This is a genomic window from Algoriphagus confluentis (genome assembly GCF_036245625.1).
GTDB lineage: Bacteria > Bacteroidota > Bacteroidia > Cytophagales > Cyclobacteriaceae > Algoriphagus > Algoriphagus confluentis.
Genome location: NZ_BTPD01000003.1, coordinates 239,046 through 264,597, shown reverse-complemented (window position 1 = coordinate 264,597; position 25,552 = coordinate 239,046). Strand labels below are relative to the sequence as shown.

26 protein-coding genes are annotated in these 25,552 nt (G+C 44.5%); 21 read left to right on the top strand and 5 right to left on the bottom strand.

Going from position 1 to position 25,552, the window contains the following annotated elements; genetic code table 11:
- Window positions 1-2: 2 nt before the first annotated feature.
- From AAA943_RS05895 to AAA943_RS05885, 3 genes are read right to left on the bottom strand one after another with little or no spacing between them, the layout of a single operon-like run.
- Complete coding sequence (locus AAA943_RS05895; RefSeq protein WP_338223304.1) at window positions 3-647, bottom strand: DUF7255 family protein; 645 nt, start codon at window positions 645-647, stop codon at window positions 3-5.
- Window positions 648-650: 3 nt separating this feature from the next.
- Window positions 651-1,109, bottom strand: a complete 459-nt coding sequence (locus tag AAA943_RS05890) for a DUF2452 domain-containing protein (protein WP_338223303.1) — start codon at window positions 1,107-1,109, stop codon at window positions 651-653.
- On the bottom strand, window positions 1,106-1,264 hold the full coding sequence (locus tag AAA943_RS05885) for a hypothetical protein (RefSeq protein ID WP_338223302.1): 159 nt from the start codon (window positions 1,262-1,264) through the stop codon (window positions 1,106-1,108). The genes AAA943_RS05890 and AAA943_RS05885 overlap by 4 nt, the downstream gene beginning before the upstream one ends.
- 153 nt (window positions 1,265-1,417) lie before the next feature.
- Between AAA943_RS05885 and AAA943_RS05880 the strand changes: the two genes are divergently transcribed.
- The 3 genes from AAA943_RS05880 to ggt are packed head-to-tail and all read left to right on the top strand — an operon-like array spanning window position 1,418 to window position 5,842.
- The gene (locus tag AAA943_RS05880; RefSeq protein WP_338223301.1) at window positions 1,418-1,753 is read left to right on the top strand and encodes an Hpt domain-containing protein; all 336 of its coding nucleotides are present in this window, start codon (window positions 1,418-1,420) and stop codon (window positions 1,751-1,753) included.
- A gap of 18 nt (window positions 1,754-1,771) precedes the next feature.
- The gene (locus tag AAA943_RS05875; RefSeq protein ID WP_338223300.1) at window positions 1,772-4,135 is read left to right on the top strand and encodes a S9 family peptidase; all 2,364 of its coding nucleotides are present in this window, start codon (window positions 1,772-1,774) and stop codon (window positions 4,133-4,135) included.
- Window positions 4,136-4,138: 3 nt separating this feature from the next.
- Window positions 4,139-5,842 carry a gamma-glutamyltransferase gene (ggt, locus tag AAA943_RS05870; RefSeq protein WP_338223299.1) on the top strand — a complete coding sequence of 568 codons (1,704 nt, stop codon included), beginning with the start codon at window positions 4,139-4,141 and terminating at the stop codon, window positions 5,840-5,842.
- 12 nt (window positions 5,843-5,854) lie between these two features.
- Here the strand turns inward: ggt and AAA943_RS05865 are convergent, their stop codons facing one another.
- Window positions 5,855-6,451 carry a riboflavin synthase gene (locus AAA943_RS05865; protein WP_338223298.1) on the bottom strand — a complete coding sequence of 199 codons (597 nt, stop codon included), beginning with the start codon at window positions 6,449-6,451 and terminating at the stop codon, window positions 5,855-5,857.
- 110 nt (window positions 6,452-6,561) lie between these two features.
- On the opposite strand from AAA943_RS05865, the gene AAA943_RS05860 reads away from it, so the two are divergent.
- The 6 genes from AAA943_RS05860 to AAA943_RS05835 all read left to right on the top strand — a co-directional run bounded on the left by AAA943_RS05860 (window position 6,562) and on the right by AAA943_RS05835 (window position 10,817).
- A complete protein-coding gene (locus tag AAA943_RS05860) occupies window positions 6,562-7,221 on the top strand; it encodes a protein-L-isoaspartate(D-aspartate) O-methyltransferase (RefSeq protein ID WP_338223297.1) in 660 nt (219 codons plus the stop codon).
- 136 nt (window positions 7,222-7,357) lie between these two features.
- Window positions 7,358-7,888: an acyl-CoA thioesterase gene (locus AAA943_RS05855; protein WP_338223296.1), complete on the top strand. Its 531-nt coding sequence runs from the start codon at window positions 7,358-7,360 to the stop codon at window positions 7,886-7,888.
- An 88-nt stretch (window positions 7,889-7,976) separates the two neighbouring features.
- The gene (locus AAA943_RS05850; RefSeq protein ID WP_338223295.1) at window positions 7,977-8,573 is read left to right on the top strand and encodes a hypothetical protein; all 597 of its coding nucleotides are present in this window, start codon (window positions 7,977-7,979) and stop codon (window positions 8,571-8,573) included.
- Window positions 8,574-8,579: 6 nt separating this feature from the next.
- The gene (locus AAA943_RS05845; RefSeq protein ID WP_338223294.1) at window positions 8,580-8,891 is read left to right on the top strand and encodes a DUF3817 domain-containing protein; all 312 of its coding nucleotides are present in this window, start codon (window positions 8,580-8,582) and stop codon (window positions 8,889-8,891) included.
- Window positions 8,892-8,894: 3 nt separating this feature from the next.
- A complete protein-coding gene (locus AAA943_RS05840; RefSeq protein ID WP_338223293.1) occupies window positions 8,895-9,911 on the top strand; it encodes a hypothetical protein in 1,017 nt (338 codons plus the stop codon).
- Between the two features lie 21 nt (window positions 9,912-9,932).
- Window positions 9,933-10,817: a CorA family divalent cation transporter gene (locus AAA943_RS05835; protein ID WP_338223292.1), complete on the top strand. Its 885-nt coding sequence runs from the start codon at window positions 9,933-9,935 to the stop codon at window positions 10,815-10,817.
- Here the strand turns inward: AAA943_RS05835 and rfbA are convergent.
- Complete coding sequence (gene rfbA / locus AAA943_RS05830) at window positions 10,810-11,670, bottom strand: glucose-1-phosphate thymidylyltransferase RfbA (RefSeq protein WP_338223291.1); 861 nt, start codon at window positions 11,668-11,670, stop codon at window positions 10,810-10,812. The two genes, AAA943_RS05835 and rfbA, sit on opposite strands and share 8 nt — an antisense overlap.
- A gap of 89 nt (window positions 11,671-11,759) precedes the next feature.
- Here rfbA and AAA943_RS05825 point away from each other — a divergent pair, with 89 nt between their 5' ends.
- The 12 genes from AAA943_RS05825 to AAA943_RS05770 all read left to right on the top strand — a co-directional run bounded on the left by AAA943_RS05825 (window position 11,760) and on the right by AAA943_RS05770 (window position 25,523).
- The gene (locus tag AAA943_RS05825; protein ID WP_338223290.1) at window positions 11,760-13,256 is read left to right on the top strand and encodes a glycoside hydrolase family 32 protein; all 1,497 of its coding nucleotides are present in this window, start codon (window positions 11,760-11,762) and stop codon (window positions 13,254-13,256) included.
- A gap of 63 nt (window positions 13,257-13,319) precedes the next feature.
- Complete coding sequence (locus AAA943_RS05820; RefSeq protein ID WP_338223289.1) at window positions 13,320-13,667, top strand: hypothetical protein; 348 nt, start codon at window positions 13,320-13,322, stop codon at window positions 13,665-13,667.
- A 53-nt stretch (window positions 13,668-13,720) separates the two neighbouring features.
- Window positions 13,721-14,215, top strand: a complete 495-nt coding sequence (locus AAA943_RS05815) for a hypothetical protein (protein WP_338223288.1) — start codon at window positions 13,721-13,723, stop codon at window positions 14,213-14,215.
- 37 nt (window positions 14,216-14,252) lie between these two features.
- Window positions 14,253-15,908, top strand: a complete 1,656-nt coding sequence (locus tag AAA943_RS05810; protein WP_338223287.1) for a sodium-dependent transporter — start codon at window positions 14,253-14,255, stop codon at window positions 15,906-15,908.
- A gap of 310 nt (window positions 15,909-16,218) precedes the next feature.
- Window positions 16,219-16,647 carry a (4Fe-4S)-binding protein gene (locus AAA943_RS05805; RefSeq protein WP_338223286.1) on the top strand — a complete coding sequence of 143 codons (429 nt, stop codon included), beginning with the start codon at window positions 16,219-16,221 and terminating at the stop codon, window positions 16,645-16,647.
- A 4-nt stretch (window positions 16,648-16,651) separates the two neighbouring features.
- Window positions 16,652-17,218, top strand: a complete 567-nt coding sequence (gene kefF, locus AAA943_RS05800; RefSeq protein ID WP_338223285.1) for a glutathione-regulated potassium-efflux system oxidoreductase KefF — start codon at window positions 16,652-16,654, stop codon at window positions 17,216-17,218.
- Between the two features lie 6 nt (window positions 17,219-17,224).
- Window positions 17,225-19,093, top strand: a complete 1,869-nt coding sequence (locus AAA943_RS05795) for a monovalent cation:proton antiporter-2 (CPA2) family protein (RefSeq protein WP_338223284.1) — start codon at window positions 17,225-17,227, stop codon at window positions 19,091-19,093.
- 63 nt (window positions 19,094-19,156) lie between these two features.
- Window positions 19,157-19,774: a TetR/AcrR family transcriptional regulator gene (locus tag AAA943_RS05790; protein ID WP_338223283.1), complete on the top strand. Its 618-nt coding sequence runs from the start codon at window positions 19,157-19,159 to the stop codon at window positions 19,772-19,774.
- 42 nt (window positions 19,775-19,816) lie between these two features.
- Window positions 19,817-21,172, top strand: a complete 1,356-nt coding sequence (locus tag AAA943_RS05785; protein ID WP_338223282.1) for a TolC family protein — start codon at window positions 19,817-19,819, stop codon at window positions 21,170-21,172.
- 2 nt (window positions 21,173-21,174) lie between these two features.
- Complete coding sequence (locus tag AAA943_RS05780) at window positions 21,175-22,233, top strand: efflux RND transporter periplasmic adaptor subunit (protein ID WP_338223281.1); 1,059 nt, start codon at window positions 21,175-21,177, stop codon at window positions 22,231-22,233.
- A gap of 1 nt (window position 22,234) precedes the next feature.
- Window positions 22,235-25,270 (top strand): efflux RND transporter permease subunit, encoded by a 3,036-nt coding sequence (locus AAA943_RS05775; protein ID WP_338223280.1) that lies wholly within the window; start codon window positions 22,235-22,237, stop codon window positions 25,268-25,270.
- Between the two features lie 4 nt (window positions 25,271-25,274).
- Entirely contained in the window at window positions 25,275-25,523 is a 249-nt protein-coding gene (locus tag AAA943_RS05770) for an acyl carrier protein (RefSeq protein ID WP_338223279.1), read from the top strand.
- The last annotated feature ends 29 nt before the right edge of the window (window positions 25,524-25,552 follow it).

The following is a 25,552-nucleotide window of genomic DNA, read 5'->3' as shown; positions in this document are numbered from 1 at the left end:
AATCAGGAAATCTTTCGCATCAGCCATTGGAAGAGCATCGCACGTTGCTCTTCTTTTGGATTGATGAGCAGCTGATCCAGTCGCTTCAGGGAGCCTCCGGTCATAAGCGTTTCGTAGGGATTGAGTCGGATAAGTTTATACCCATGAATTCTGGTCTGAATGTCTGCCTGAGAATCGTTGTAGGCCAGTAGTTTCCAACCTGAAGCACCGGTCCCTGAAAAGTCTCCGATCTCAGAGGCTATTCCAAAACAAGACTTTGCGATAGGCGGTCCCTCCCATATTCTTTTTTGGAATCCGATTTTTTGAGCCTCCTTCTCGTAAGTTCTGCACAATCGCTTGTAGGACTCGGAAAAAGGAAAACTCCACTCGGAATACATGTCTGATCTAAGGGTAATCAGTCGATATCGGTTGAAATGAATGTCCTCATCCCATGTCAACAGATGACGTCCCATCTTGAAGTCAAACTTGACCTTCTCCAAAAGCGGAAAAGAACCTACTCCTCCCAGATCGACAAAGATCTCTTTCAGCCAATTTCTTCCCTTTTCGTCCAAATACTTGGGGTTGACTTCTAACTCAGGCAAAAAATCATATTCAGCTCCACCTTCTCTGAGAATAAGGTCCAGCTGTCTGGTCATCAAATGCTCCATGGGTTAAGCGTTTTCCCTGAGAATTTCCCAAGTATGGTCGGCTAGCAGCTTTACTTCTGCTACAAAATTTGCCCAATCTTTTTTCCTTCCCCATTCTTCAGGAGCAATCATGCTCATGAAGTCTGTTCCATCTTCTTTTTGGTAGAGAAAATACCGATGATTGATCAGGGGTTCAAAAGCAATGGAAGCTTGGTAGATTCGCTCGGATACTTCTACACGGGATTGGATTTTTTTGGCCTGATCAGCCAATAATCGCATTTGCTCATAGATCTGAGCCATCTGCATATCTGTTTGACTGTGCATGGCTGCTACAGCCCGACCTGTTATTTTGCCTTTGTCTTCCGGTTTGATCAGTGCACTTCCTGAGTGATGGGCATAGGGTAAAGTGCCCGGGTTTTCGGTGGTTTTTTCTTTCATCAGCTCCAGGTCGAGCTTGGAAACATCAATTTTTTTCCCGGTCATTTTTTTTCGGATTCTACTTCGGATGAGATTCTTTCTTTGAGGTTGCCCTTGGAGCCTGGGAAGGTGGTTCTTTTTGAAATATCGTAACTGACATACAGGATGATCAGCATGAAGATTCCAAAGAGCAACAGAAAGAGTTTCTTGTTTTTCTGCATGAGTCCAGTTTTTTGCAAAGGTAGGCAGGATGACTAAATCTGCTTATCCATTAATCCCTTATCTAGAAAGAAAGCTTTTAGAAAATTGTTTTTAAATTTATCGAAAACCTTACCAAACTCTTTTTTTCAACCCATCTACGATTTCGCCCCCTTATGTATCAATTGATCAGCGAACAAGCCATTTATCAGTATTTTGGAGATGATGATCCGGAAATGATCCGGGAAATGATTCAGATAATTTTGGATACCAATATCAAAGAACTGAAAGAGCTGCACATCTTTTATTCCACTGGCGACTTGGATACCATCAAAAAAAGATGCCACAAAGCCAAACCCAGCATGAGCTATATTGGTGCGCTAAAAACCCGAAAAACACTGGAACAAATCGAGGCTGAACTTCAAAATTCCAAAGAATTAAACGATTCTCTTCAGGAGCAACTTTCCATTATCGAATCAGAGCTCAGTTCTTTCCTCCAACGATTAGACTAATTCCAACACAAATTACCCATGCAGAAAAATTTCCTTCTGCCTTTGCTCCTCTTGTTTACCTTGGGAGTACAGGCACAGTCTTTACTTTCCGTCGACTACATCATGAGAGACCCCAAGTGGATGGGGACTTTTCCTTCCTCTCTCAGTTGGAGCGAAGATGGGAAGACAATTTATTTCCAGTATAACCTGGCTAATGACCCGGCTGATTCGCTTTACAAATTGGATTTGGACAAGGCTTCCACTCCGGTCAAGGTTTCTCTCGAGGAACAGAAATCTTTGGAAAAAGGCCTGGAAGCCTTTAATTCAGACCATTCCTTTCGAGTCTACCGAGTGAAAACCCAGTTGTGGATTCAAGACTTAAGGAAAAAGAAGGAAAGCCTACTGATGGAGTGGCATGAACCGTTCACTTCTTTGGGTTTTCTAGCTGATGAAAATCTGATTTCTTTCAATTCAGGAGGAAACATCTACATTTTGGACAAAAACACCAAGGCCATTCGAAAAGCCACTAGGATTGTTTCCGGTACCAAGCCGGGAAATGGCTCTACAGCTTCCAAAGAATCCGTTCCCTTCCTGGAATCTGAAAATTTGGCTCTACTTCAGGTGGTCAGAGAGCGCAAAGAAGCAGAGGCAAAAACCAAAGCCTATCGGGAGACTACCCAAGAAACATCCGAGGAATTTGTGTTTTACACCCAAGGGAAAAATCTCAGCAACTTGCAGCTAAGTCCTGATGCTACCTATGCAACTTTTTCGGTGTTCAGCCCCGGCAGCAACAAAAATACCAAAGTACCGGATTATACCTCCGCTTCAGGCTACACCGAGGACCTCAACGCCCGACCAAAAGTGGGGACCAAGCCCAATAAAGTAGAAATTGGAATCTATGACTTGAGGAGAGATACGGTCTACTATATAAATACTTCCAATCTGCCTGGCATCAAAGATCTTCCGGATTATGTGAAGGACTATCCGGACAAAAAATGGGAAGAGAAAGAACGGGATGTGACACTTTCAGGCCCTTACTTTTCACCCAATGGAAAAAGAGCCATTATCCAAGTGCGTTCTGTTGACAACAAAGACCGGTGGATCACAGAGTTGGATTTGACTACAGGTCAATTGAAAACCTTGGACAGGCAACGGGATGAGGCTTGGATAGCGGGCCCAGGTATTGGGTGGTCATTTGGAGGTGGTACTTTAGGTTGGTTACCCGATTCCAGACATATTTACTTTCAATCTGAAGAGACAGGCTACGCTCACCTTTACCTTTTGGATGTAAGCACCGGAGAGAAAAAGCCCCTTACCTCAGGAAGCTACGAGGTTTTTGACCCATTCCTGTCCAAAGGCAAAAAATACTGGTATCTGACCACTTCGGAGGTCGATCCAGGGGAGCGTCACTTTTACAGAATGCCTGTCTTTGGAGGACCTATGGAAAAGCTGACCAGCTTGATAGGGAACAATCAGGCCTTGCTTTCCCCTGACGAAAAGAAAATAGCAATTCTACACTCTTACAGCAATCAGCCCACAGAACTTTATGTTCAAGACAACAAAGCAGGAGCATCGCCACAAAAGCTGACCTGGGGTCAAAGCGAAGAATTTAAATCTTACCCTTGGAGAGATCCTCAAATCGTACGTTTTGAGGCCCAAGATGGAGCCAAAGTACCGGCCCGGTTATACCTTCCAGAGCCATCCAAGAAAAATGGAGCCGCGGTGATCTTTGTTCATGGGGCTGGATATCTTCAAAATGTCCATAAATGGTGGAGCAGCTACTTCCGGGAGTATATGTTTCACAACCTGCTTACGGATCTTGGCTATACAGTTTTGGATATCGACTATCGGGCTTCTGCAGGATATGGCAGAGATTGGAGAACAGGTATCTATCGACATATGGGAGGAAAAGACCTTTCAGACCAAGTAGATGGTGCAAAATATCTAGTCACATCTCATGGAGTAGACGCCGATCGTATCGGAATCTATGGAGGTAGTTATGGGGGATTTATCACCTTGATGGCTCTATTCAACCATCCGGAAGTGTTCAAATCCGGAGCAGCCCTTCGCTCGGTAACGGATTGGGCGCACTACAATCATGGTTACACTTCCAATATTCTCAATACACCGGAAGAAGATCCGATCGCTTACCGCCGCTCCTCTCCTATTTACTTTGCAGAAGGACTTCAAGGCAATCTTTTAATCGCCCACGGGATGCTAGATGTAAATGTCCACTTCCAGGATGTGGTCCGTCTTGCCCAGCGTTTGATCGAATTGGGTAAGGACAATTGGGAAATGGCCGTATATCCCGTGGAAGACCATGGCTTCGTGGAGCCGAGTTCATGGACCGACGAATACAGGCGAATCCTCAAGCTGTTCAATACCACCCTCCTATCCGACTAAGTTATGTTTAAATCCAGAATTCCGTATTTGAGTCTTGTTTTTATCATTTTTCTGGTTTCCTGCGAAAAGGAGAATATCCAACCGGAGATAAAGCGGGGCTTAATTGCCGAAAAAGCAATGGTAGTCTCCGCAAGGGAAGAGGCCTCAAAAATCGGTCTGGAAATTATCCGAAAAGGTGGAAATGCCTTTGACGCGATGATGGCTACTGAAATGGCCCTTGCAGTGACTTATCCGTTTGCCGGGAATCTTGGAGGCGGAGGTTTTGCTGTGTATCGCCTAGCCAATGGTGAGATCGGTTCAATTGACTACCGGGAAAAAGCCCCTCTCGCTGCAGACAAAGACATGTATCTGGATGAAAATGGAGAGTTTCTCCCCCAGCTCAGTACAAAAGGCGCCTTGGCCTCAGGAGTTCCGGGCACGATCGCAGGAATTTTTGAAGCCCAAGACAAATATGGAAAGCTAACTCCGCAGGAAATCCTCCAGCCGGTCATCGATTTGGCCCGAAATGGTTTTGTAATCACAGAAAATCAAGCCCAACGCCTACAACGGGTAAAAGCAGTAGTGGTAGAAGTCAATGGTCCTGAGACCTTTTTCAATCAGGATATTGAGGCAGGCGATACCATAAAAATCCCTGTTTTGGCTGCCACATTAGAGCGAATTGCCAAAAATGGCAGAGATGAATTTTACAAAGGGGAAACGGCAAGAATTCTTGCCAAACATATGCAGGACAAGGGTGGAATCATCACCGAAGAAGATCTCGCTTCCTATGAGGCCGTATGGAGAGACCCAGTGGTATTCGATTACAGAGATCTACGGGTGATTTCCATGGCACCTCCGAGTTCTGGGGGAATTACTCTAGGCCAAATCCTCAAAATGATTGAACCCTACGATCTGAAGAATTTGGGACATCATTCTACGGAATACATCCAAATATTAGTAGAAGCTGAACGAAGAGCCTATGCCGACAGAAATTATTTTCTAGGTGATCCTGATTTTGTTAAAATCCCTATAAACCAACTGCTTGATGCCGATTATCTAAAGTCAAGAATGGAGTCTTTTTCTTGGGAAAAAGCCACTAAATCTGAGGATATTGCTCAGGGTGAAATTCTTTTCTCAGAAAGTCTGGAGACTACCCACTACTCTATTGTAGACAGTGAGGGGAATGCCATTTCGATTACTACCACCCTGAATGGTGGCTACGGTTCCAAGCTGTTTGTGGATGAATTGGGCTTTTTTATGAACAATGAAATGGATGACTTCAGTGCCAAGCCCGGAACCCCAAATATGTTTGGACTGATCGGAGCAGATGCCAACAGCATTGCACCCGGCAAAAGGATGCTTAGTTCCATGACTCCTACTTTGGTAGAAAAAGAAGGAAAACTCTGGATGGTCGTGGGTACACCCGGTGGTTCGACGATCATTACCTCCGTTTTGCAGACAATTCTCAATGTGGCCGAATTCGGTATGGGGATGCAAGAGGCGGTCGAGGCACCCCGATTTCACCACCAATGGCTTCCTGATTTAGTCAACTTTGAGCCAGAATCCTTTGATTCCCTCTTGATCCGAAGCCTTAAAGCCAAAGGCTATTTAATCAATGAAGGAAACAGTCCCGTGATCGGAAAAGTGGATGCTATTCTTGTCCTGCCTGACGGAAGGCTGGAAGGCGGAGCTGATCCCCGGGGAGATGATCGGGCTGCAGGATTCTAAATTTTATAAAGGCTATTCGACCGAATAGCCTTTAAGCATTCTGGCGATGTATTTTCCTACAATGTCAAATTCCAGATTGACTTCATCTCCTACTTTCAGCTGATGAAAATTGGTGTGTTCGTAGGTGTAAGGAATGATAGCCACTGAAAACCGTCCCGGACCACTATTGAAGCAAGTCAGACTCGTTCCGTTGATGGTGATAGAGCCCTTTTCCACGGTCACATTTCCGGTGGAGTCGGCATATTCAAAATCAAAAATCCAGGACCCATCCTGGTCTTTAATGTGTTTTACCCGACCAATCTGATCCACATGACCCTGGACAATATGTCCATCAAATCGGCCATTTGCCGGCATGCAACGCTCCAAATTGACCTTTTTTCCCTCTTTCCATGAAGAAAGATTGGTCTTGTCCAGTGTTTCCTGAATGGCTGTCACCCGGTACTGATCTGCCGAAGTACTGACTACTGTCAAACAGACTCCGTCATGGGCGAGGGATTGATCCACTTTCAGCTCAGAAGCCATGGGGGTTTCCAAGTCAAAATGAATATTTGTCCCCTCGGGGGTAATTTTTTGGATCGTGCCAAAAGCTTCTATTATTCCTGTAAACATGGGTTTATTCTAAGATTCAAACACTCAATGAATAAGCAAAAATTGCCCATTTCGGTTTCAAAGTAAGGGAATTATTGCTTTATCTTCGGCAGGAAAACCAGTGACCTTACATGCTCAAATTAGAAGATACCTACCTTCACCAAGGAAAAAGAAGGGCTCTTGTTCAGGAAATCAGGGCTAAAGGAATAAAAAGTGAACGTGTCCTCGATGCTATTCTTACCCTGCCCAGGCATTTTTTCTTTGATACAGCCTTGATTTCCCATGCTTACGAAGACAAGGCTTTTCCCATCGGTGAGGGTCAGACAATTTCCCAACCCTACACCGTGGCTTTCCAGAGTGAACTCTTACAGATCAAATCCGGAGATAGAGTTCTGGAAATTGGCACCGGATCTGGATATCAGGCATGTATTCTTCACATTTTGGGGGCGGAAGTCTTTACGATCGAATATCAAAAGAACCTGTTTGAAAAAACTCAGCGATTTCTCAAGCGTTTGGGGATAGAAATGCACCTTTTCTACGGAGACGGAACAGGTGGCCTTCCTCAGCATGCTCCCTTCGATAAAATCATTGTAACAGCAGGAGCTCCTGTCGTACCGGAAGCCCTTGTCAGTCAACTAAAAATAGGAGGAATTTTGGTGATTCCGGTAGGCGACAGAAAGCGCCAAACCATGGTGAAAATCACCAAAAAATCGGCTAAAGATGTGACAAAAGAAGAGTATGAGGGTTTTGCTTTCGTGCCTTTGTTGGGAAAGGATGGCTGGAAAGGATAAGCAGTTTTGTCCTCAGCGTACCCGACAGGAAGATTGATTTTGAATTATGTAAAAATTTAGAATTTTATTTTGAATTCTAAATTTTGAATCAATTGATCAGAATTTTATTTTTACTTTTGTTGAAATCTGAAATTTTATGGCGAAAAAGAAATTTGCGAAAAATTCTGTCACCATCATGACTGAGATGGTTTTGCCCAACGATACCAATACCCTCAACAACCTGATGGGAGGCAGATTGATGCATTGGATGGATATTGTGGCAGCCATAGCTGCTCAGAAGCATTCCAACCGAATTGTGGTCACCGCTTCAGCAGACAGCATTTCTTTCAAGCAGCCCATCAATCTGGGAAATGTGGTGACGCTAAAAGCCCAAGTCACCCGTGCATTCAATTCCTCCATGGAAGTATTTATCGAAGTCACCGCTGAGGATATCCCGGCCAGTAAGAAAATCATGACCCATCGTGCCTTTTTTACTTTTGTCGCAGTGGATCAAAACGGGAGACCGATTGAGATTCCGGAAGTAGTCCCTGAGTCTGAAGAAGAAAAAGAGCTGTTTGACGGAGCTCTAAGGAGAAGACAACTTCGATTGGTGCTGGCCAAGCGGATGAAGCCGGAAGATGCACAGGAGCTCAAGTCCATCTTTAATCTGGAAGGACCGACAACCTGATTCAATAGTTGGCCAAATAAATGGATTTTCCCCCCATTAAATCCATTTCTGACTTGGCCAATCGGCATTTTTTAGCCAATTTTCCCTGATGGATACCATGAGTTTTGAAGAGCTGAGCTCCTTCCTTCAGGAAGATATTTTCCTGATTCCTGAGGACAAAGCCCTCTATTTGGCAGAGGAAGGGAAAGCAGCTCCCCAAGTGAAGGAAGAAAGAGAAAAGCTTCCATCCCCCGCCCCCCCAGCATCTCCACCTAAACCTGAGGAATCCCCCAAGCCTCTCTTGGAGGAAGAGATTTCCTTGGATCCCATTCCGGTAAAAGGAAATTTCTCAAAAGGTATCTTGGTACTTCATGAGGAGTCCGAGCTCCTTCCTGAGGTAATGGAAATGCTTGTGAAAATGATCAATGCCTGTGGTCATTCCATGACTGAAATAGGTCTTCTTTCTTCCGAAGTCCTGACCAACCGCAGTATGGATGAGTTTTTGGCTCTCAATGCCCATACAGTGCTTAAGTTTGGCCGGATCAAGCACCCTATCAACGCCATTCCTGCCCAGCCTTATGAAATCCATTCAGAAGAGGAGACGGAGTTTCTTTTTGCCGACTCGCTTACGGTGATTTCAGAAGACCGGGATTTGAAATCCAAACTTTGGAAATCTTTAAAAGTATTATTTAACATCACCTCCTGATAGCTTATGAATGTCGAACAGACCCTTTGGGCCCGAAGATTCAAATGGATCAGTATGTTGGAAGGAATTTCCTTCTTGCTGCTTTTATTCATTGCCATGCCTTTGAAATACATGTATGACATGCCCAAAGCGGTAACCTATGTAGGTTGGGCTCATGGCTTGTTGTTTGTCCTGTACATATATGTGGTATTTCCCACTGCTCAAAAGCTAAAGTGGGAATTCGGAAGGACCTTCTTTGCGCTGTTTGCCTCTATCCTACCCTTTGGGCCCTTTATTTTTGACCGAAACCTAAAGAAAAGCCAACAGGTGAATCTCTAAGTCATGGCCTTGATCAGCAAAAAGAAAGTCATCTATCCCATCAGTACAGGACTGAGACGATATCTGATCAAATACGGGCGGGAAGTAGATATTCCCATCCATTACCATGAACTCCTCCGCTATTCCAATTCCATAGCCTTGTACGATTCCAAAGACCAGGATACCTTATGGGAAACGGTGTTCTATGACCAAAGTGATCGGGAAGAAATCCACCTCAATGTCAAAAAAATCTACGCTTTGCTCAAGGCCGGAGGAGACATGAGCGTTATGGAGCATTTGTATGTTGATCGAATTGACCTCTGCGTATATGGAAATACCCAGCCTTTTCGAGTAAGGATTGTCAATCGAATCAACGATAATTTTGACTATTTCTACATCAAAAATGCCGACGCTTCGCGGGTGTATGGCTTGGAGTTGGAAGATTTGCTATCTCCCAACAGAATCAGCTATCTAGTTCATCAAAATACGCTAATCGAAGAACACATTGCCGGAATTCCAGGGGATAAATTCATGAGACAGCACATGGATGATCCGAACATGAACCCCATTCGGTTGGCAAAAGAGTTTGTCAAATTCAACGAACGATGCTTTGTCCGCCTGCTCGGGGACATGCATTCCTCCAATTTTGTGGTAGATGTCACTCCGGACTTTGAAGAAACCCATTATCGAATCCGGGCAATAGATTTTGACCAGCAATCCTATGAAGGAAAAAAGTCGATCTATCTTCCCCAATATTTCAAAGAAAACAATGCCCTGATCAATCTCGGTATGCAAATCATCACTCCGGAATCCATGCGTCAGTACCAAAGGGAAGAAAGAGCTTTAATCGCCACCCGGCTCAAGTCCTCACACAAAGAAATCGAAGATATTCTGCACACGATGGAAAAAGACAAAATCTCGCTTCCTGAAAATGTAGACTCCCTCAAAAAGGATCTGGCTAAGCACTACAGGAATGATAAATTTTTAACTTGCCAAAACATGGGAGGAATCCTGAGGAAGAGTTTGGAACAGGTCCTTTAACCCCAGAAGAAAAAAATTCAGATGGCTCTATCGATCAGGGATTATTCCAATTTTCAATGGTTTGACTTTGTCAATCCCAAAAAGAGTGAGCTTCGCCAGTGTTTTGAAGATCACGGAGGTAATTCCCACCTGATGGACGATATCCTGGAAGTAGGGCATTTGCCCAAGATTGAGAAAATCAAATCTTCTACTTTTCTCCTTTTCAGAGCTGTTTCGCATAAGATTTCCGGAGAAAGATCCACCATTGCCCAGCTTACCAATAAAATCGGATTTTTCTACAATGAGTCCGTATTGATCACAGCACATCAAAAGGAGTTTGATTTTTTGAATCAGATTCAAAATAAGGAATCTCTAAATTCTCCGGAGGAATTGATGCTCAACATCCTCGAAGCAATGCTGGAAACCTACATCGAGCCGGCACAGTGGCTATCGGACAAAATGGACTCCTTTGAGGCCGAAATTTTTCTTAAGGACCACAAAAAAATGTCAATTGAAAGCCTCTATTTTGACAAAGCGAAAGCAAGGGCATGCAAAAAACTGATTTTGCTTACCCAGTCGGTCATGAACCAAATCCAGGTAAACCCCACCCACTTGACCAAGCTGCAGGACTTGAAAGAAACGGCTTCGAGCTTGTTTTTTCAGTTTGATGAGGCCCTGGATGATGCCCAAGCTCTACTTAATACCTATATGTCGCTCACTTCTCAAAAAACCAACGAGGTGATGAAACTGTTAACTATCTTTTCAGCCTTTTTCCTCCCTCTGACCTTTATCGTTGGGGTGTACGGGATGAATTTCGAGCTGATGCCAGAGTTGAAATGGAATTATGGCTATTTTGTAATCTGGGGCTTGATGGTTTTTATGTCTCTTGTGATCTATTTTTGGTTCAAGAGAAAGAGGTTTATTTGACCAAACGGCGGAGATAGGTTCCGTAACCGCTTTTCCCTAACTTTTCGGCAGCCTTCAGCAATTCTTCTTTGCCAATAAATCGGTTTCTAAAGGCGACTTCTTCAATACAACCGATTTTCAATCCTTGTCTTTCTTCGATTACTTCCACGAATTGGGCGGCCTGAAGAAGTGACTGATGAGTGCCGGTATCCAACCAAGCTGTACCCCGATTCAGGATGGCAACCTGAAGTTTGCCCATTTTCAGATATTCATTGTTGATATCGGTGATCTCCAATTCACCTCTTGGGCTAGGTTTGATTTTTTTGGCTATTTCTACCACCTGATTGTCATAAAAATACAGACCGGGAACAGCATAATTTGACTTTGGGCTAGTTGGTTTTTCTTCAATGGAAATGGCTTTTTGATCCTCATCAAACTCCACCACACCATACCGCTCAGGGTCATTGACATGGTAGGCAAAGACTACTCCCCCATCCGGATCGGTATTTTCCTGCAGGGTCTTTTGCAGACCAGATCCATAAAAAATATTATCTCCAAGGACTAAGGCTACTTTGTCCTTTCCTATGAATTTTTCTCCGATAATAAAGGCTTGAGCCAAGCCATCCGGACTCGGCTGAACCGCATATTCAAAGCGGCAACCCACCTGAGAACCATCTCCCAATAACTTTTGAAAAGAGGCGGAGTCCTCAGGCGTGGTGATTATCAAAACTTCCCGAATGCCAGCCATCATCAAGACAGAAAGCGGATAGTAAATCATCGGCTTATCGTAAACCGGCATTAGCTGCTTGCTGACTGAAATGGTCAAAGGGTAAAGACGCGTTCCGGATCCACCGGCTAAAATGATTCCTTTCATAAAGAGCTGATAAAATTGACCCAAAGCTAATTGATATCTCTTATTTTTGAGTCTGTTCGAGTCAATTAAGTCTCTTCCTGATCTCAAAGATGATGTCCAAAAATGTTTATTTCGCCTCCCTATTCTTTTTTGCCATGGGCTTAGCATCCTGCTCCAGACAGGAAGAAGTTCAATTCCAAAGCGCAAATCTAGAGCCTTATCGCCCTGTTTATCATTTTACTCCTAAATCAGGCTGGATGAACGATCCGAATGGAATGGTATACTTGGATGGTACTTATCACCTCTTTTTTCAGCATTATCCAGATAGCACCGTTTGGGGTCCTATGCATTGGGGGCATGCAATGACCAATGATTTGACTGACTGGGAAGAATTACCCATAGCCTTATTTCCGGATAGTTTGGGCTACATCTTTTCAGGAAGTGCAGTTTGGGATGCAGGAAACAGTTCATTGCTGGGAACCGATTCCAATCCTCCTTTGGTAGCCCTTTACACCTATCATGATATGGAAGGAGAAAGATCAGGAAAAACAGACTACCAAAGTCAGGCGGTAGCCTTTTCTCTGGATAAGGGAAAAACATGGGAAAAGTATCAAGGAAACCCGGTCCTCCCCAATCAGGGCATCAAAGATTTCAGAGATCCAAAGGTCCTTCAGTGGGTAAATACAGAAGGAAAAAAGGAATGGATCATGACTCTCGCTGTGATGGACCGAATTCAGTTTTATGGTTCTGAAAATCTGCTTAATTGGACTTTGAAGAGTGAGTTTGGACAGGGAATGGGAGCCCATGGAGGAGTTTGGGAATGTCCTGATTTGCTTCCGTTTACATTGGCCGATGGCACCCAAAAGTGGGTTTTGCTAGTCAGCATCAACCCCGGAGGTCCTCAAAAAGGATCTGCCACTCAATACTTCATAGGGCAATTTGAAAACGGAGTTTTCACTCCGGATGATACCCTGATCCGATGGCTGGATTACGGTCCGGACAACTATGCAGGAGTCACCTGGTCCAATCTGCCTAAAGACCAAAACCGGACACTTTTTATAGGTTGGATGAGCAATTGGCTCTATGGACAAGCGGTGCCAACGGAAGGCTGGAGGTCTTCCATGACCATTCCTAGAGAACTTTCTCTTTTCGAGGTCAATGGAACATTGCTATTGAAATCAACACCCGCTGAGGAATTGACCAACTTGAGGAAGCGAAGTTACCAGATCGGTTCCAAAGAAAACGGGCTGCCTTCTGAAGCTTTTGAAATTACAGCCTCAGTCTCCGACTCCGAAAACTTCAATTTGTTTCTCAGTAATGAAAAGGGTGACAGTCTGAGGATCTTCAAGGAAGGAAATCTCCTGTCTTTGGATCGTTCCAAATCAGGGATTACCGATTTTCATGAAGATTTTGGGTCTGTTTTTTCCGCACCTATGAGCTGGGAAGCCACTTCAATACGGATTTTTGTGGATGCACACGCGGTGGAGGTTTTTGTCAATGAGGGAGAATTAGTCCTCACTTCCCTTGTTTTCCCTCGGTCCCCATGGAAAAAAGTCCATCTTCTAAATGGCATCAGCAAGGCGACTGTCTATGATCTGAAAAAATAATCTCCACACCCATTGCTAATTTGATTTTTATTATTGAACCTTCGCGGAGTTTTTGCTGAATCCATGACAAAAAGGCTAGCTACATTATTTCTTTCCCTGAGTTGGGCCTTGGGATTTTGCAGCCTTTTTTTGTTTCAGGCTCCGGATTTATCTCTCGAAAAGCCCTACCAGGAAGTTCAGGTCCGGTCGGTGGAATCGATGCATTTTTCTACTGCTGTTCCTCATCAGCTTAAAGTAGAAATCCCCTCTTTCAAAATCGACTGGAACAGCTTTGGCAAGTTCAATGCGGAAGATCTGTTCAGGTTTTTGCCTTTCCAAAAGGCAAGCTTTCAAGTTCTTGAAGAGTTGTACCAGCCTCAGGCCCTCTTCGATGTCAAAATCACCTTTCTTCATTTCTTTTTCACCTGGTAGAGATTTCTGAATTCCGCCCAAAATCAATTCAGAAATTCAAATCTACTTAACTCATGATCGACTTAGATCCAGGGACACTTGTGGTGTCCTCATTATTCATGGCTGCGTTTATTTCGCCATTTGTTTACCACCGTATCAAATCAAAGAAGGTGGAAGCTCAACAAAATCAATCTTTTGAAGCTCTTTCCAAACAAGCCGGGGCACTACCGGAGGTAAAGGAAAGATGGAGAAACACCTACCAAATCGGACTGGATAGGGACAACAAGAAGCTGGTTTACCAACGCTACGGGGAAAAGCCAATGGAATCTGCCGTTGACCTAAAGACCATCGGCAAAGTGAGCGTGGAAGAAAAAGCACATACGGTAGTGGTGGAAAAGGAAAAACGGGTGATTCTGGACTACCTGGCATTAAATCTCTATCCCAAAGATAAGGAACAAGCCCCCATATCACTTGAATTTTACGACGGGGAGCACTTCACGGATTTGCTAGGAGAGCGACTGCTCGCCAATCAATGGAAGGGCTATTTAGAGCAAGAAATTACCCACTAAACCTTAAGGGGAGGATGTATCCTCCCCTGCTTTTCCTATGACAAAAACCAATGAATCTTGGGGGTCAAGAACCGGGCTGATTCTGGCTATGGCCGGCAATGCGGTAGGTCTTGGCAACTTTCTTCGATTTCCAGTTCAGGCCATTGAAAATGGCGGAGGCACCTTTATTATCCCTTATTTGGTCTGTTTTGTCCTGATGGGTTTGCCGCTTTTGTTCATAGAATGGTCTTTGGGCCGGTTTGGGGGCAAGAGTGGCAATCACAGTACGCCGTATATTTTGGAATCCATGGGTTCAAAGCCTATTTGGAAATATATCGGTGTATTTGGGATTTTCACCAATATCGCGGTAGTTGCCTATTACACCTACATCGAATCCTGGACGCTTATCTATGTGGTCCACACCCTCCTGGGCACCTTCACCGGATGGAGCAAAGAGGAAATCAGTAGCTTTTTCACCCTGTATGTCCAGCTGGAAGGTGCAGATTTTGGAGTTCCCTATTTTCCGCTCTTGGTCTACCTTTTCGTTCTTGGAATCAATGTTTTCATCCTGTCTACCGGTCTTGGGGGGATAGAAAAAGTAGCCAAAATCGGGATGCCTTTATTGATCCTCTTTGGGGTGATTTTGGCAGTGAAAGCTTGGACCATGGGAAGCTCCTATGCGTCGCCGGCATTTCCCGATGCCAATGCCTGGGACGGGATCAATTTCCTTTGGACTCCCCAAATGACCACGCTGACTGATCCCAAAGTCTGGCTTGCCGCTGCGGGTCAAATCTTTTTCACCCTGTCTGTAGGCATGGGGTCCATTCAGTGCTATGCATCCTATCTGAAAGCCAATGAGGATATTGCCTTAAATTCCATGACAGCAGGATTCACCAATGAGTTTGTGGAAGTGCTGTTGGGAAGTGCAATCGTGATTCCCATAGCCGCAGGATTTTTAGGCTTGGATTGGGTCTTGGAAAATGCGGGGTTTGGCATGGCCTTTCAGACTATGCCTTATCTGTTTCAGCAGTGGGGAGGTATTTTTTCGGTGGTCGCGGGGGTGTCTTGGTTTGGACTTTTGTTTTTCGCAGGTATCACTTCCTCGCTGGCCATGGGTACTCCTTGGATGGGGTTTATGAAAGACGAGTTTGGATGGAGCAGAAATAAAGGAGCCTGGTCTTTTGGACTTTTGGCCTTAATCATGGGGATTCCTACCGTGCTTTTTTATTCCTATGGGTATTTCGACGAGTATGACTATTGGGCCGGGACGGTCAGCTTGGTGATTTTTGCCTTGCTGGAAACCATTCTTTTCTCTTGGGTTTTTGGGATAGATCGAGGATGGAATGAACTCAACCGGGGCGCAGATATTCAATTGCCTCTTTTTTTCAAATGGGTGATGAAATATGTGACTCCTGTCCTTCTCCTGTTGGTCTTCCTGGGTGCCTTGTTCACTCCCGATCAAAACGATTGGTCAGGTGCGATTCAGGGATTGGTCCAAGGAAAGGGCTGGCCGCTGGATTCGGAGTCTCTTCTGGCCAAATTATCCTTCAAAGATATCTACCTGGAAATGGAAAAAGCGCCTGAGCAAAAGGCCTTTTTGGATCTGAAAATTAAGTTTTCAGGCTGGGCAAGAACCCAACTCCTACTACTTTTTCTGTTCATCACGGGTGTAGTTTGGTATGCATCTTCTCTTCGAAAATCAAAAAAATCATGAATACCTCCGCATTAATCCTCATTATTCTCACGCAGGGATCAATTTTGGTAATCACCGGATACTGTTTTTACAGAGTACTCAAGAAGCCAGAATAGGAATCAAAAACCCGCTTTCCCAATCCCTGTCAGCCCGTGTTGACAGGGATTTTTCTTTTCCAAAAATCAGGGAGAAATCAATCCTTTTTGGTAAACTTAAAGAAGCATCTGTTTTGGATTTTTTCTGAAGACTTGAAGTAGGTTAGCCTGATTCTTTCCAAGACAGCATAATGGATACTACCGATAGTGTGAATGAAAAACTATATTTTAAAATCATGGGAGAAATTAAAAAAGAGTACAGCAACGGCGAGGTGACCATCACCTGGGAGCCGAAAAAGTGCATTCACTCGGCCAAGTGTGTGAATGGTTTGCCTTCAGTTTTCAATGCGGAGAAAAAGCCATGGATTGACCCCATGGGAGCCGGAACGGACCACATAGTGGCTCAAATCCAAACCTGTCCCAGCGGAGCGTTGGGCTATTACTTTGAAAACAAAAAAGAAGAACACGAAGAAGACAAAAAAAGTGAACAGATCGTGGAAGTAGTCTCCAATGGGCCACTGATGGTCTATGGAAATCTTCAGGTAAAACTGCCGGATGGAGAAGTCAAAAAGCAGTTTAAGGTAACCGCTTTCTGCCGATGCGGCAGCAGCTCGAATAAGCCTTACTGTGACGGTACTCATAAAAAAATCAGTTTTCAGGGATAAGAGTATGCGAAAAATCCTGATTCTTTTTGCTCATCCCAAGTACGAACAGTCGGATGTAAACTTTACTTTGATCCGGGAAATCAATGGGTTGGAACAGGTAACGATCCGGGATTTGTACGAGCTTTATCCTGATTTCTCCATCGACGTGCAACAGGAGCAGGAACTTCTTTTTGAACATGAAGTGGTGGTATGGCATCATCCCATCTATTGGTACTCCTGCCCTCCCCTGCTCAAACAGTGGATTGATTTGGTCTTGGAGTTTGGTTGGGCTTATGGGCAGGGAGGAATCTATCTGAAAAACAAATACATTTTCAATGCCATCACTTCCGGAGGCTCTGAGGAGGTGTACCAACCCAATGGAAGAAACCGATATACCATGGAAGAGTTTTTGCGTCCTTTTGAGCAAACGGCCTATTTGTGCAATATGCGATACCTTCCCCACTTTCATGTAGGAGGCACCCACAAGATTTCTGCATCGGAACTTCGACAAAAACAGCAGGCCTACCGGGAGTTGATTCTCCATCTCCGGGATAGCCCTGAGATCACTTTGCCATATATCCAAAAGCCCTAACCCACTATGGACGGATTTCTTTTTAATTCCATTATCTACATTCTGGCAGCTATAGTCTGCGTTCCGATTGCCAAAAAATTGGGAATGGGTTCTGTTTTGGGCTATTTGATCGCAGGAATTCTGATCGGTCCCTATGTATTTGGATTTATCCAAGACGGTCAGGCAGGTCAGGATATCATGCATACCACTGAGTTTGGGGTGGTGATGATGCTTTTTTTGATCGGCTTGGAGCTGGAGCCCAAAAATCTCTGGAAAATGAAAGATCTCATTCTCCGGGTAGGTTTGACCCAAGTTTTGATCACGATCCTGTTGATATTTGCATTAGCCATGCTTCTGCTGGATGACTGGAGAACCAACCTCACGCTGAGCATGGCCATGGCCCTATCTTCCACAGCGATCGTCCTTCAGTCCCTCAAGGAAAAAAATGAACTGGACAGCCCATCCGGCAAAATGTCTTTTGGCGTCTTGCTGATGCAGGATATCGCTGTGATTCCAATTCTGGCTATCCTACCCCTCTTGGCCGTGGCAGAGCCGATTTCCTCAGCAGAAAGCCATGGTAGCTTGCTGGAACATCAGCCGGGATGGATTCAGACTCTATCCATTTTCGGTGCGATTGGGCTGGTCATTCTCTTGGGACGCTTTGGATTCGGCCCCTTGCTCAATTGGGTTTCCAAAACCAAACTCAGGGAGTTGTTTACCGCATCAGCTCTTCTAATCGTGGTTGGAATAGCTTTTTTGATGGGATTGGTGGGACTGAGCCCAGCCTTGGGAACCTTTCTCGCCGGGGTGATTCTGGCCAATTCTCCCTACAAACATGCCTTGGAATCTGATTTGGATCCATTTAAAGGTCTGCTACTTGGCTTGTTCTTTATGGCAGTAGGTGCTACGATTAATTTTAATCTGATCCTATCCAATCCTGGCATTATCCTATCCGTCACCTTGGGTGTAATGCTGGTCAAGGCTTTGGTGCTGATCGGAATCGGAAAAACCAAAAAGCTCGGATTTGCTGAAAATTTGGGGTATGCCTTTGGTCTAGCACAAGTCAGCGAGTTTTCATTTGTCATTTATGCTTTTGCTTTGCAGCTCGGAATAATTGATGGGGAAGTTTCGGATTCTTTGATGGCAATTACTGCTTTGAGTATGACGTTTACCCCCATTTTAGGATTGATTTTGGACAAAACTATCTTGGCAAAAGCCCAAAAGAAATCCACCGGAGAGAAGAGAGAAGCGGATACAATTGAAGAGAAAAACGCTGTAATTCTGTGTGGATTCTCCCACTTTGGATCTACTCTGGGAAGATTCCTCCGTGCCAACGGGATAGAAGCTACCGTGTTGGATTATAACCCAGACCAAGTGGATTTGCTCAGAAGGATGGGGTTTAAGGTTTTTTTTGGAGACGCCACCCGTGTGGATCTGCTTCATTCAGCTGGGGCAGAAAATGCCAAAATTCTCATCTCAGCAGTCAGTTCTGAGGAAACCAACAAAAAACTAATCGAAGTTTGCCAAGAACATTTTCCCCATTTGGAATTAATGCTCAGAGCAAAAAACCGCATGGATGCTTACGAATACATGGAGCTGAATGCAAAAAACATTTATCGGGAACACCTGGACACTTCTATCCGAATGGGAGAAGATGCACTCAAAAAGCTGGGCTTCAGAGCCTACACCATTCATCGTCTCGCCGCTCAATTCAAAAAATATGATGAAGAAGCGCTGGAGGTCCTGGTTCAATATAAAAACAACCGGGAAGAGTATATCAGTAAAGTCAAAAAACAAATCGATCTACAAGAAACCCTTCTTTCCGGTGAATTAGCAAAGAAATTCTCGCTCAACGACCATGCTTGGGACAGTGATGCCATGAAGGAGCAAAAATAATTTCAAAAATATTTTGAATATTAAACAGTGTTCAATTACATTTGATTGTTCAATTGAATCACTATGGGAATTTCAGACAGAAAAGAGCGAGAGAAAGAAGAGCTAAGAGAAAAAATTCTGGGTGCGGCAAAAGTTCTTTTTTTGGAGAAGGGTTTTGAGAAAACATCCATCCGAAACATCGCCGACCGAATCGAATACAGCCCGGGAATCCTTTACCATTATTTTAGGGACAAGAATGAGATATTCCATGCTCTGCATCAGGAAGGCTTTCAGCAATTGCTAGTCATGATGAAAGTCTTAAACTCCGTCCGCAATCCCATGGAGAGACTCAAAGCCATGGGAAGTATTTATATAAGTTTTGCCATGCAAAATCCTGATATGTATGATCTTATGTTTATCAAAGAAGCACCTATTCACCATATTCATGACAGCGAGCATGACGATTGGAAAGAAGGTGGCGGAACCTTCAATTACCTGAGGGAAACGATCAAGGATTGCATGAGTGATGGTCATTTTCAAGGACATCAGCTTGAGCCGCTCTCCTTTCTCATCTGGTCCACTGTCCATGGCATGGTGTCCCTGCAGATTCGTGGTCGCTGTGAGGTGATCAAAGAGGAAAGTAAAGCAAATATAGTCCAAGATGGACTGGAAGAGTTTTACAGAGTATTGGATAGACTTTGATTTTTTTTGGCTTTGAATTAAACATCGTTTAATAAAAAAACAATGAATAGTAAACTTCAAATTTCCCTACTCCTCATGCTGCTGACTTCGATGATTCAGCCGATGTATGCTCAAGGAATCCTGAATCAATACCTTGAATTGGGATTGGAAAACAATTTGGTGCTCAAAGAGAAAAACATTGAACTGGAACGAAGCCTCCTAGCCTTGAAGGATGCCAGGAGTTATTTTTTGCCTGCTGTGGGATTTGAAGGCAGCTATACCCTGGCTGCAGGAGGTAGAACCATCGATTTTCCCATCGGTGATCTTTTGAATCCGGTTTATTCTACTTTGAACCAGCTGACAGGGACCACGAATTTCCCCCAACTGGAAAATGTTTCGGAGCAGTTCCTTCCGGACAATTTCTACGATGCCAGAGTCAGGGCCTCCTTGCCTATCCTCAATACCGATCTGTCATACCAAAAGAAAATCAGGCAAAATCAGGTTTTGCTGTCAGAATATGAAGTTCAGGTCTATAAGGCGACGCTGGTTCAGGACATCAAGATTGCTTACTACAACTTTTGTGTAGCCCATACCGCGATAGAAGTCATCCAAACCTCTGAGGCCTTGGTGCAACAAAACCTCAGAGACACCCGAATTCTCTATGAAAATGGAAAAGGGCTCCCTTCAGCAGTCCTAAGAGCCGAAAGTGAAGTGGAAAATATCCGGGCATTGCTGATCGAAGCTCAAAACAGAAAGCAGAATGCAGCAAATTATGTCAATTTCCTGCTTAACAGACCCATCCAAGAAGAAGTCATTTTTGAATATCAAGAAGCCCAAGAGGCAGAAATTGCCCAATGGCTGGAAGAAGAAGATCTCTCCTTCCGTCCCGAGATCCTGCAAATTCAGACAGCTGAGCGAATTCAGGAGACAGCACTTCAAGCCAGCAAAAATTATTGGGTTCCCAAAGTGAATGCCTTTGGAGATTTAGGTTCACAGGCTTTTGATTGGGCTTTTGACGAAAAATCTAGATATGCACTTTTGGGACTCAACTTGAGTATTCCCCTCTACCAGGGTAGCAGAAATCAAACCCAAATCAAACGCAGCGAATTGGGTCTGAAAACGATTCAATATCAAAAAGAACTGGTCAACAATCAGCTAAGCCTGCAACTCCAACTCACCAAAAATGAAATCCAAACCAATCTATCTGCCCTTCGCTCAGCAGAGAAAAAATTGGAATCCTCAGCAGCCTACTTTCGATTGGTGGAAAGGGGCTTCCGGGAAGGAGCCAATTCCCTGATCGAATTCATCGATGGCCGCAGTCAGTTTACCCAAGCTTCCCTTCAAAAAACCATTGCTTCCTATAATGTCCTCAAATCCCTTGCGGCTTTGGAAAGACAACTCTCCACCGAAACGTATTGACTATGAAACCTTTCACCTTCCCTACTCTAGCCAAACTTGCCCCTGTAGGCCTGCTTCTACTATTCGCTTGTGGCACATCTACTCCTGAAAAAAAGCTTCCTTCCAGGTCTGAAGCTATTCCGGTAAAGACTGTTACGCTTCAAAGCGGAGCATTTGCCAGCACGATTCAGGCAAGCGGTACTTTTTCTACCAAGGACGAAACCTTACTTTCCTTCAAAACGGGCGGGATAATTTCCGGCATTTTTGTTCAGGAAGGCGATCCCATCCGAAAAGGCCAACTCTTGGCCACCTTGGATTTGACTGAAGTGGATGCCGGAGTCACTCAGGCAAAACTGGCCTTTGAAAAAGCAAAAAGAGACTCAGAAAGAGCAGCGAGACTCTATCAGGACAGTGTAGCCACACTGGAGCAATTCCAGAACAGCAAAACAGCTCTTCAAATAGCCGAGCAGCAACTTCGGGCAGCCGAATTCAACAAAAGCTATTCGGAGATTCGGGCAAACCGAAGCGGCTACGTTTTGAGAAAGTTTGTCAACTCGGGACAGCAAGTGGGTCCCGGTGCTCCGGTCTTTCAAATCAACGGCGCCAATCAGACTTCCTGGACTCTTCAAGCTACTGTCAATGAACAAAACTGGTCCAGCATAGCCATCGGGGATTCGGCCACCCTCCTGTTGGAAAATGTAGTGGAAAAAATTCCCGGAAAGGTGATTCGTAAATCGCAAGCTGCTGACATGGCAACTGGTGCATACTGGGTGGAAATTCAGGCAGAGAAGGAAATAGATTATGCCTTAGCCTCGGGGATGTTCGGAAAAGCCGAGATTTTTCCAAGCCAAAAAACAGAAGGATGGCTAATACCCTACGAAGCGCTTTTGGATGCGGAAGGGGAAATCGGATATGTTTTCGTGACTGAGGACAGAAAAATCGCCAAAAAGGTCCAAGTAAAGCTCGGCAAACTGGATATCAACCAGGTTCAGGTCAAATCTGGTCTTGAAAATCAAAAAGAGCTGATTGTATCCGGAAGTGCTTATCTGTCTGCAGGGTCTTCTATTTTAATTCAGGACTGAAATGAAAATCTCCGAATTTGCAGTCAAAAATTACCAGTTCACCCTGGTGATTTTCCTTATGACCATCGCGGTGGGCTTGACTACCTTTCTCAATATGCCCCGCAGTGAAGATCCGGTAATTGAGTCTCCCCAGTTTCCGGTGATTGTAATCTATCCCGGTACCAGCCCTGAAGATATGGAAGAACTGGTCGTAGATCCTATAGAAAAGGCAGTCTATGCCTTGGAAAACATCAAAAAAATCAAAACAGAGATCAAGGACGGGGTTGCTATTCTTTTCGTCGAATACAACTACGAAGAAGATGTGGATCAAAAGTATCAGGAACTAGTCCGGGAAATCAACGCCCTTCGGCCAGATCTACCTCAGGATATTTACTCCATCGAGGTGAGAAAAGTCCGGCCTTCGGATGTGAATATCCTTCAAATTGCTCTGATCAGTGAGACCGCCGGCAAGGACCTGTTGAAAAAGTACGGAGAACGCCTGCAAGACGAGCTCGAAAAAATTACCGAACTCAAGAAAATCACGATACATGGGCTCCCCGAACCTACCGTCACGGTCCAGGTAAGGATAGATCAGCTTGCCGAAAAAAACATCCCGCTCAATGCCGTTTTGGGAAGTCTTCAGAGCGAATTGGGCAACCTTCCCGGCGGACAATTGGATGCAGGAAGCAAAACTTTCAATGTGAAAACCAGTGGAAATTACCGTACAGCTGAGGAGATTTCAGAAACGATCATTTACTCCTTTGAGGGCAAAAAAGTAAAGCTAGGCGACGTAGCTTACGTGGCAGAAGACTGGGAAGAAAGCAAACACATCACCCGAATCAATGGGTATAGGTCCATTTTTGTCACTGCCGCACTCAAGGAGGGGAACAACATTTCTACCATTCAGGATAAGTATTTAGCTGTATTGGATCGCTTTGAGCAGGAACTTCCCGAAAACATTGACTTTTACCTGGCCTTTGATCAAGCCAATTATGTCAATCGGAGGCTGGGAGGATTGGGAGTAGATTTCCTGATCGCGATAGGGTTAGTCTTTCTTACCCTCCTGCCTTTGGGCAATCGGGCCTCGGTGATAGTGATGATTTCCATTCCTCTTTCCTTGGCCATAGGCTTGGTTTTACTCAACACGCTCGGCTTTGGTCTCAATCAGTTGAGTATTGTAGGCCTGGTTGTAGCCTTGGGACTGCTGGTAGACGACAGTATTGTGGTGGTAGAAAATATCGAACGCTGGATCATTGAAGGATTTTCGAAGAAAGAAGCTGCATTGAAAGCCACGCAGCAAATCTCTCTTTCGGTTGTTGGATGTACCGTCACGCTCATAATCGCCTTCCTACCCTTGGTTTTTTTGCCTGAGGCATCGGGAGATTTTGTTCGGAGTCTTCCCATAGCCGTGATTTTAAGTGTTTTTGCATCCATGATCGTGTCCCTCACCATCATTCCATTTCTTTCTACCTGGCTGTTGAAAGACAAGGGGCCCGACCATTCCAATAAAATCTACGAACTCTTCAAGCGGGGAATCCATGCCAGCTATGCACCTCTCTTGGAAAAAGCACTCAACAGCCCTAAAAGGACTTTGATTTTGGCTGGATTAATTTTCCTTTCCTCCATGACCCTTTTTCCCATCATTGGATTCAGCCTTTTTCCTCCATCAGAAAAGCCCCAATTTCTCATCAATATCACCACCCCACTTCAATCCAACTTGACTACAACGGATGAAGTGACTCAGGCAGTCGAAAAAGAATTGATGGACTTACCGGCCATTTTGAATTTCGCATCCAATGTAGGCAAAGGAAATCCAAGAATTTACTACAATGAAATCCCTGAAAATGAACGGACGGACTATGCTCAGATTTTTGTACAATTGCACCCGGAAACCTCCCCACCTGAAAAGCTTAAACTGATCGGGGATTTGAAGGAAAAATTTGCGGATTTTCCCGGTGCAAGGGTAGAAATCAAAAACTTCGAGCAAGGCCCCCCGGTAACCGCCCCCGTCGAAGTTAGGCTCACGGGTGAAAATCTGGATACCCTTCGCGCCTTGGCTGGAAAAGTGGAGGCTCTACTCAAGCAAACCCAGGGAACCATTTACATCAATAATCCTGTAGCCAATCTCAAAACTGACATTCGCGTCGCTATTGATAAGGAAAAGGCCAGGCAATTGGGGGTTTCTATTGGAGATATTGATCGTACTGTTCGATTGGCAATTTCCGGTTTGGATTTGGGTACGTTCACTGATTCAGATGGCATTGAGAGGACGCTAAAAGTAACCAGCTCCAAGGCAGATCGAGCCAACCTGACCACCTTTGAAGGAATATATGTAAACAATGCCCGGGGAGCAGCTGTTCCTTTATTTCAGTTTGCGGATTTAAAACTGGAAAGCAGTACGCTGACTATCGATCATTACAATAAAAAGAGGGCTGTATCGGTTTCTGCTTTTGTCGACCAAAATTTCCTGGCGGACCGGGTCATTTCAGGGGTAATCGCACAAATGGACCAATTGGATTTTCCGGATGGATACAGCTATACCATGGGAGGAGAATACGAAACCCGACAAGAATCCTTTGCGGGATTCAATACCATCATTATCGTAACGGTATTCCTTTTTATTGCAGTATTGATTCTGCTCTTCAAAACATTTAAGAGTACCATAATCGTGCTTTCTGTGATTCCACTGGGTATGGTGGGAGCCTTAGCAGCACTTTGGATGACCGGGAACTCTTTGTCTTTCGTAGCGATTATAGGCCTTATTGCGTTAGCAGGTATTGAGGTAAAAACTTCGATTCTACTGGTAGATTTTACCAACCAATTGAGAAAAGAAGGAATGTATCTTGACTTGGCTATCCGAGAGGCAGGAGAAATCAGGTTTTTACCCATAGTCTTGACTACCATTACCGCAATAGGCGGATTGATCCCCATTGCATTGAGTACCAACCCGCTGATTTCTCCCTTGGCCATTGTGCTGATAGGAGGTCTAATCAGCTCGACTCTTCTCTCCAGAATTGTCACCCCTGTGATGTATAAACTATTACCGCCTACTATTTGAAACTATGAACCAGCAATTCTCAAAACTAAAAAAAGCCGTAGAGGTCTTCCACTCCTATGGCATCACTCTGGCCGGTGAGCGAAAAAACGACCACTTCATTCAGCAACTCAATATGGACCCGGTATTTGTCAATGGGTTGATCTTTGAGTTGGAGTACAACCTTCAGCTGTTTTTCCAGGACGAATGGCTTGGAAAAGCCTGCACTCCAAAGGAAGTAATCAAGCTCTTGCTGAATATCCCTCAAGACAACTGATCCTCAGGGTCAATTGTCTTGATTTTCAA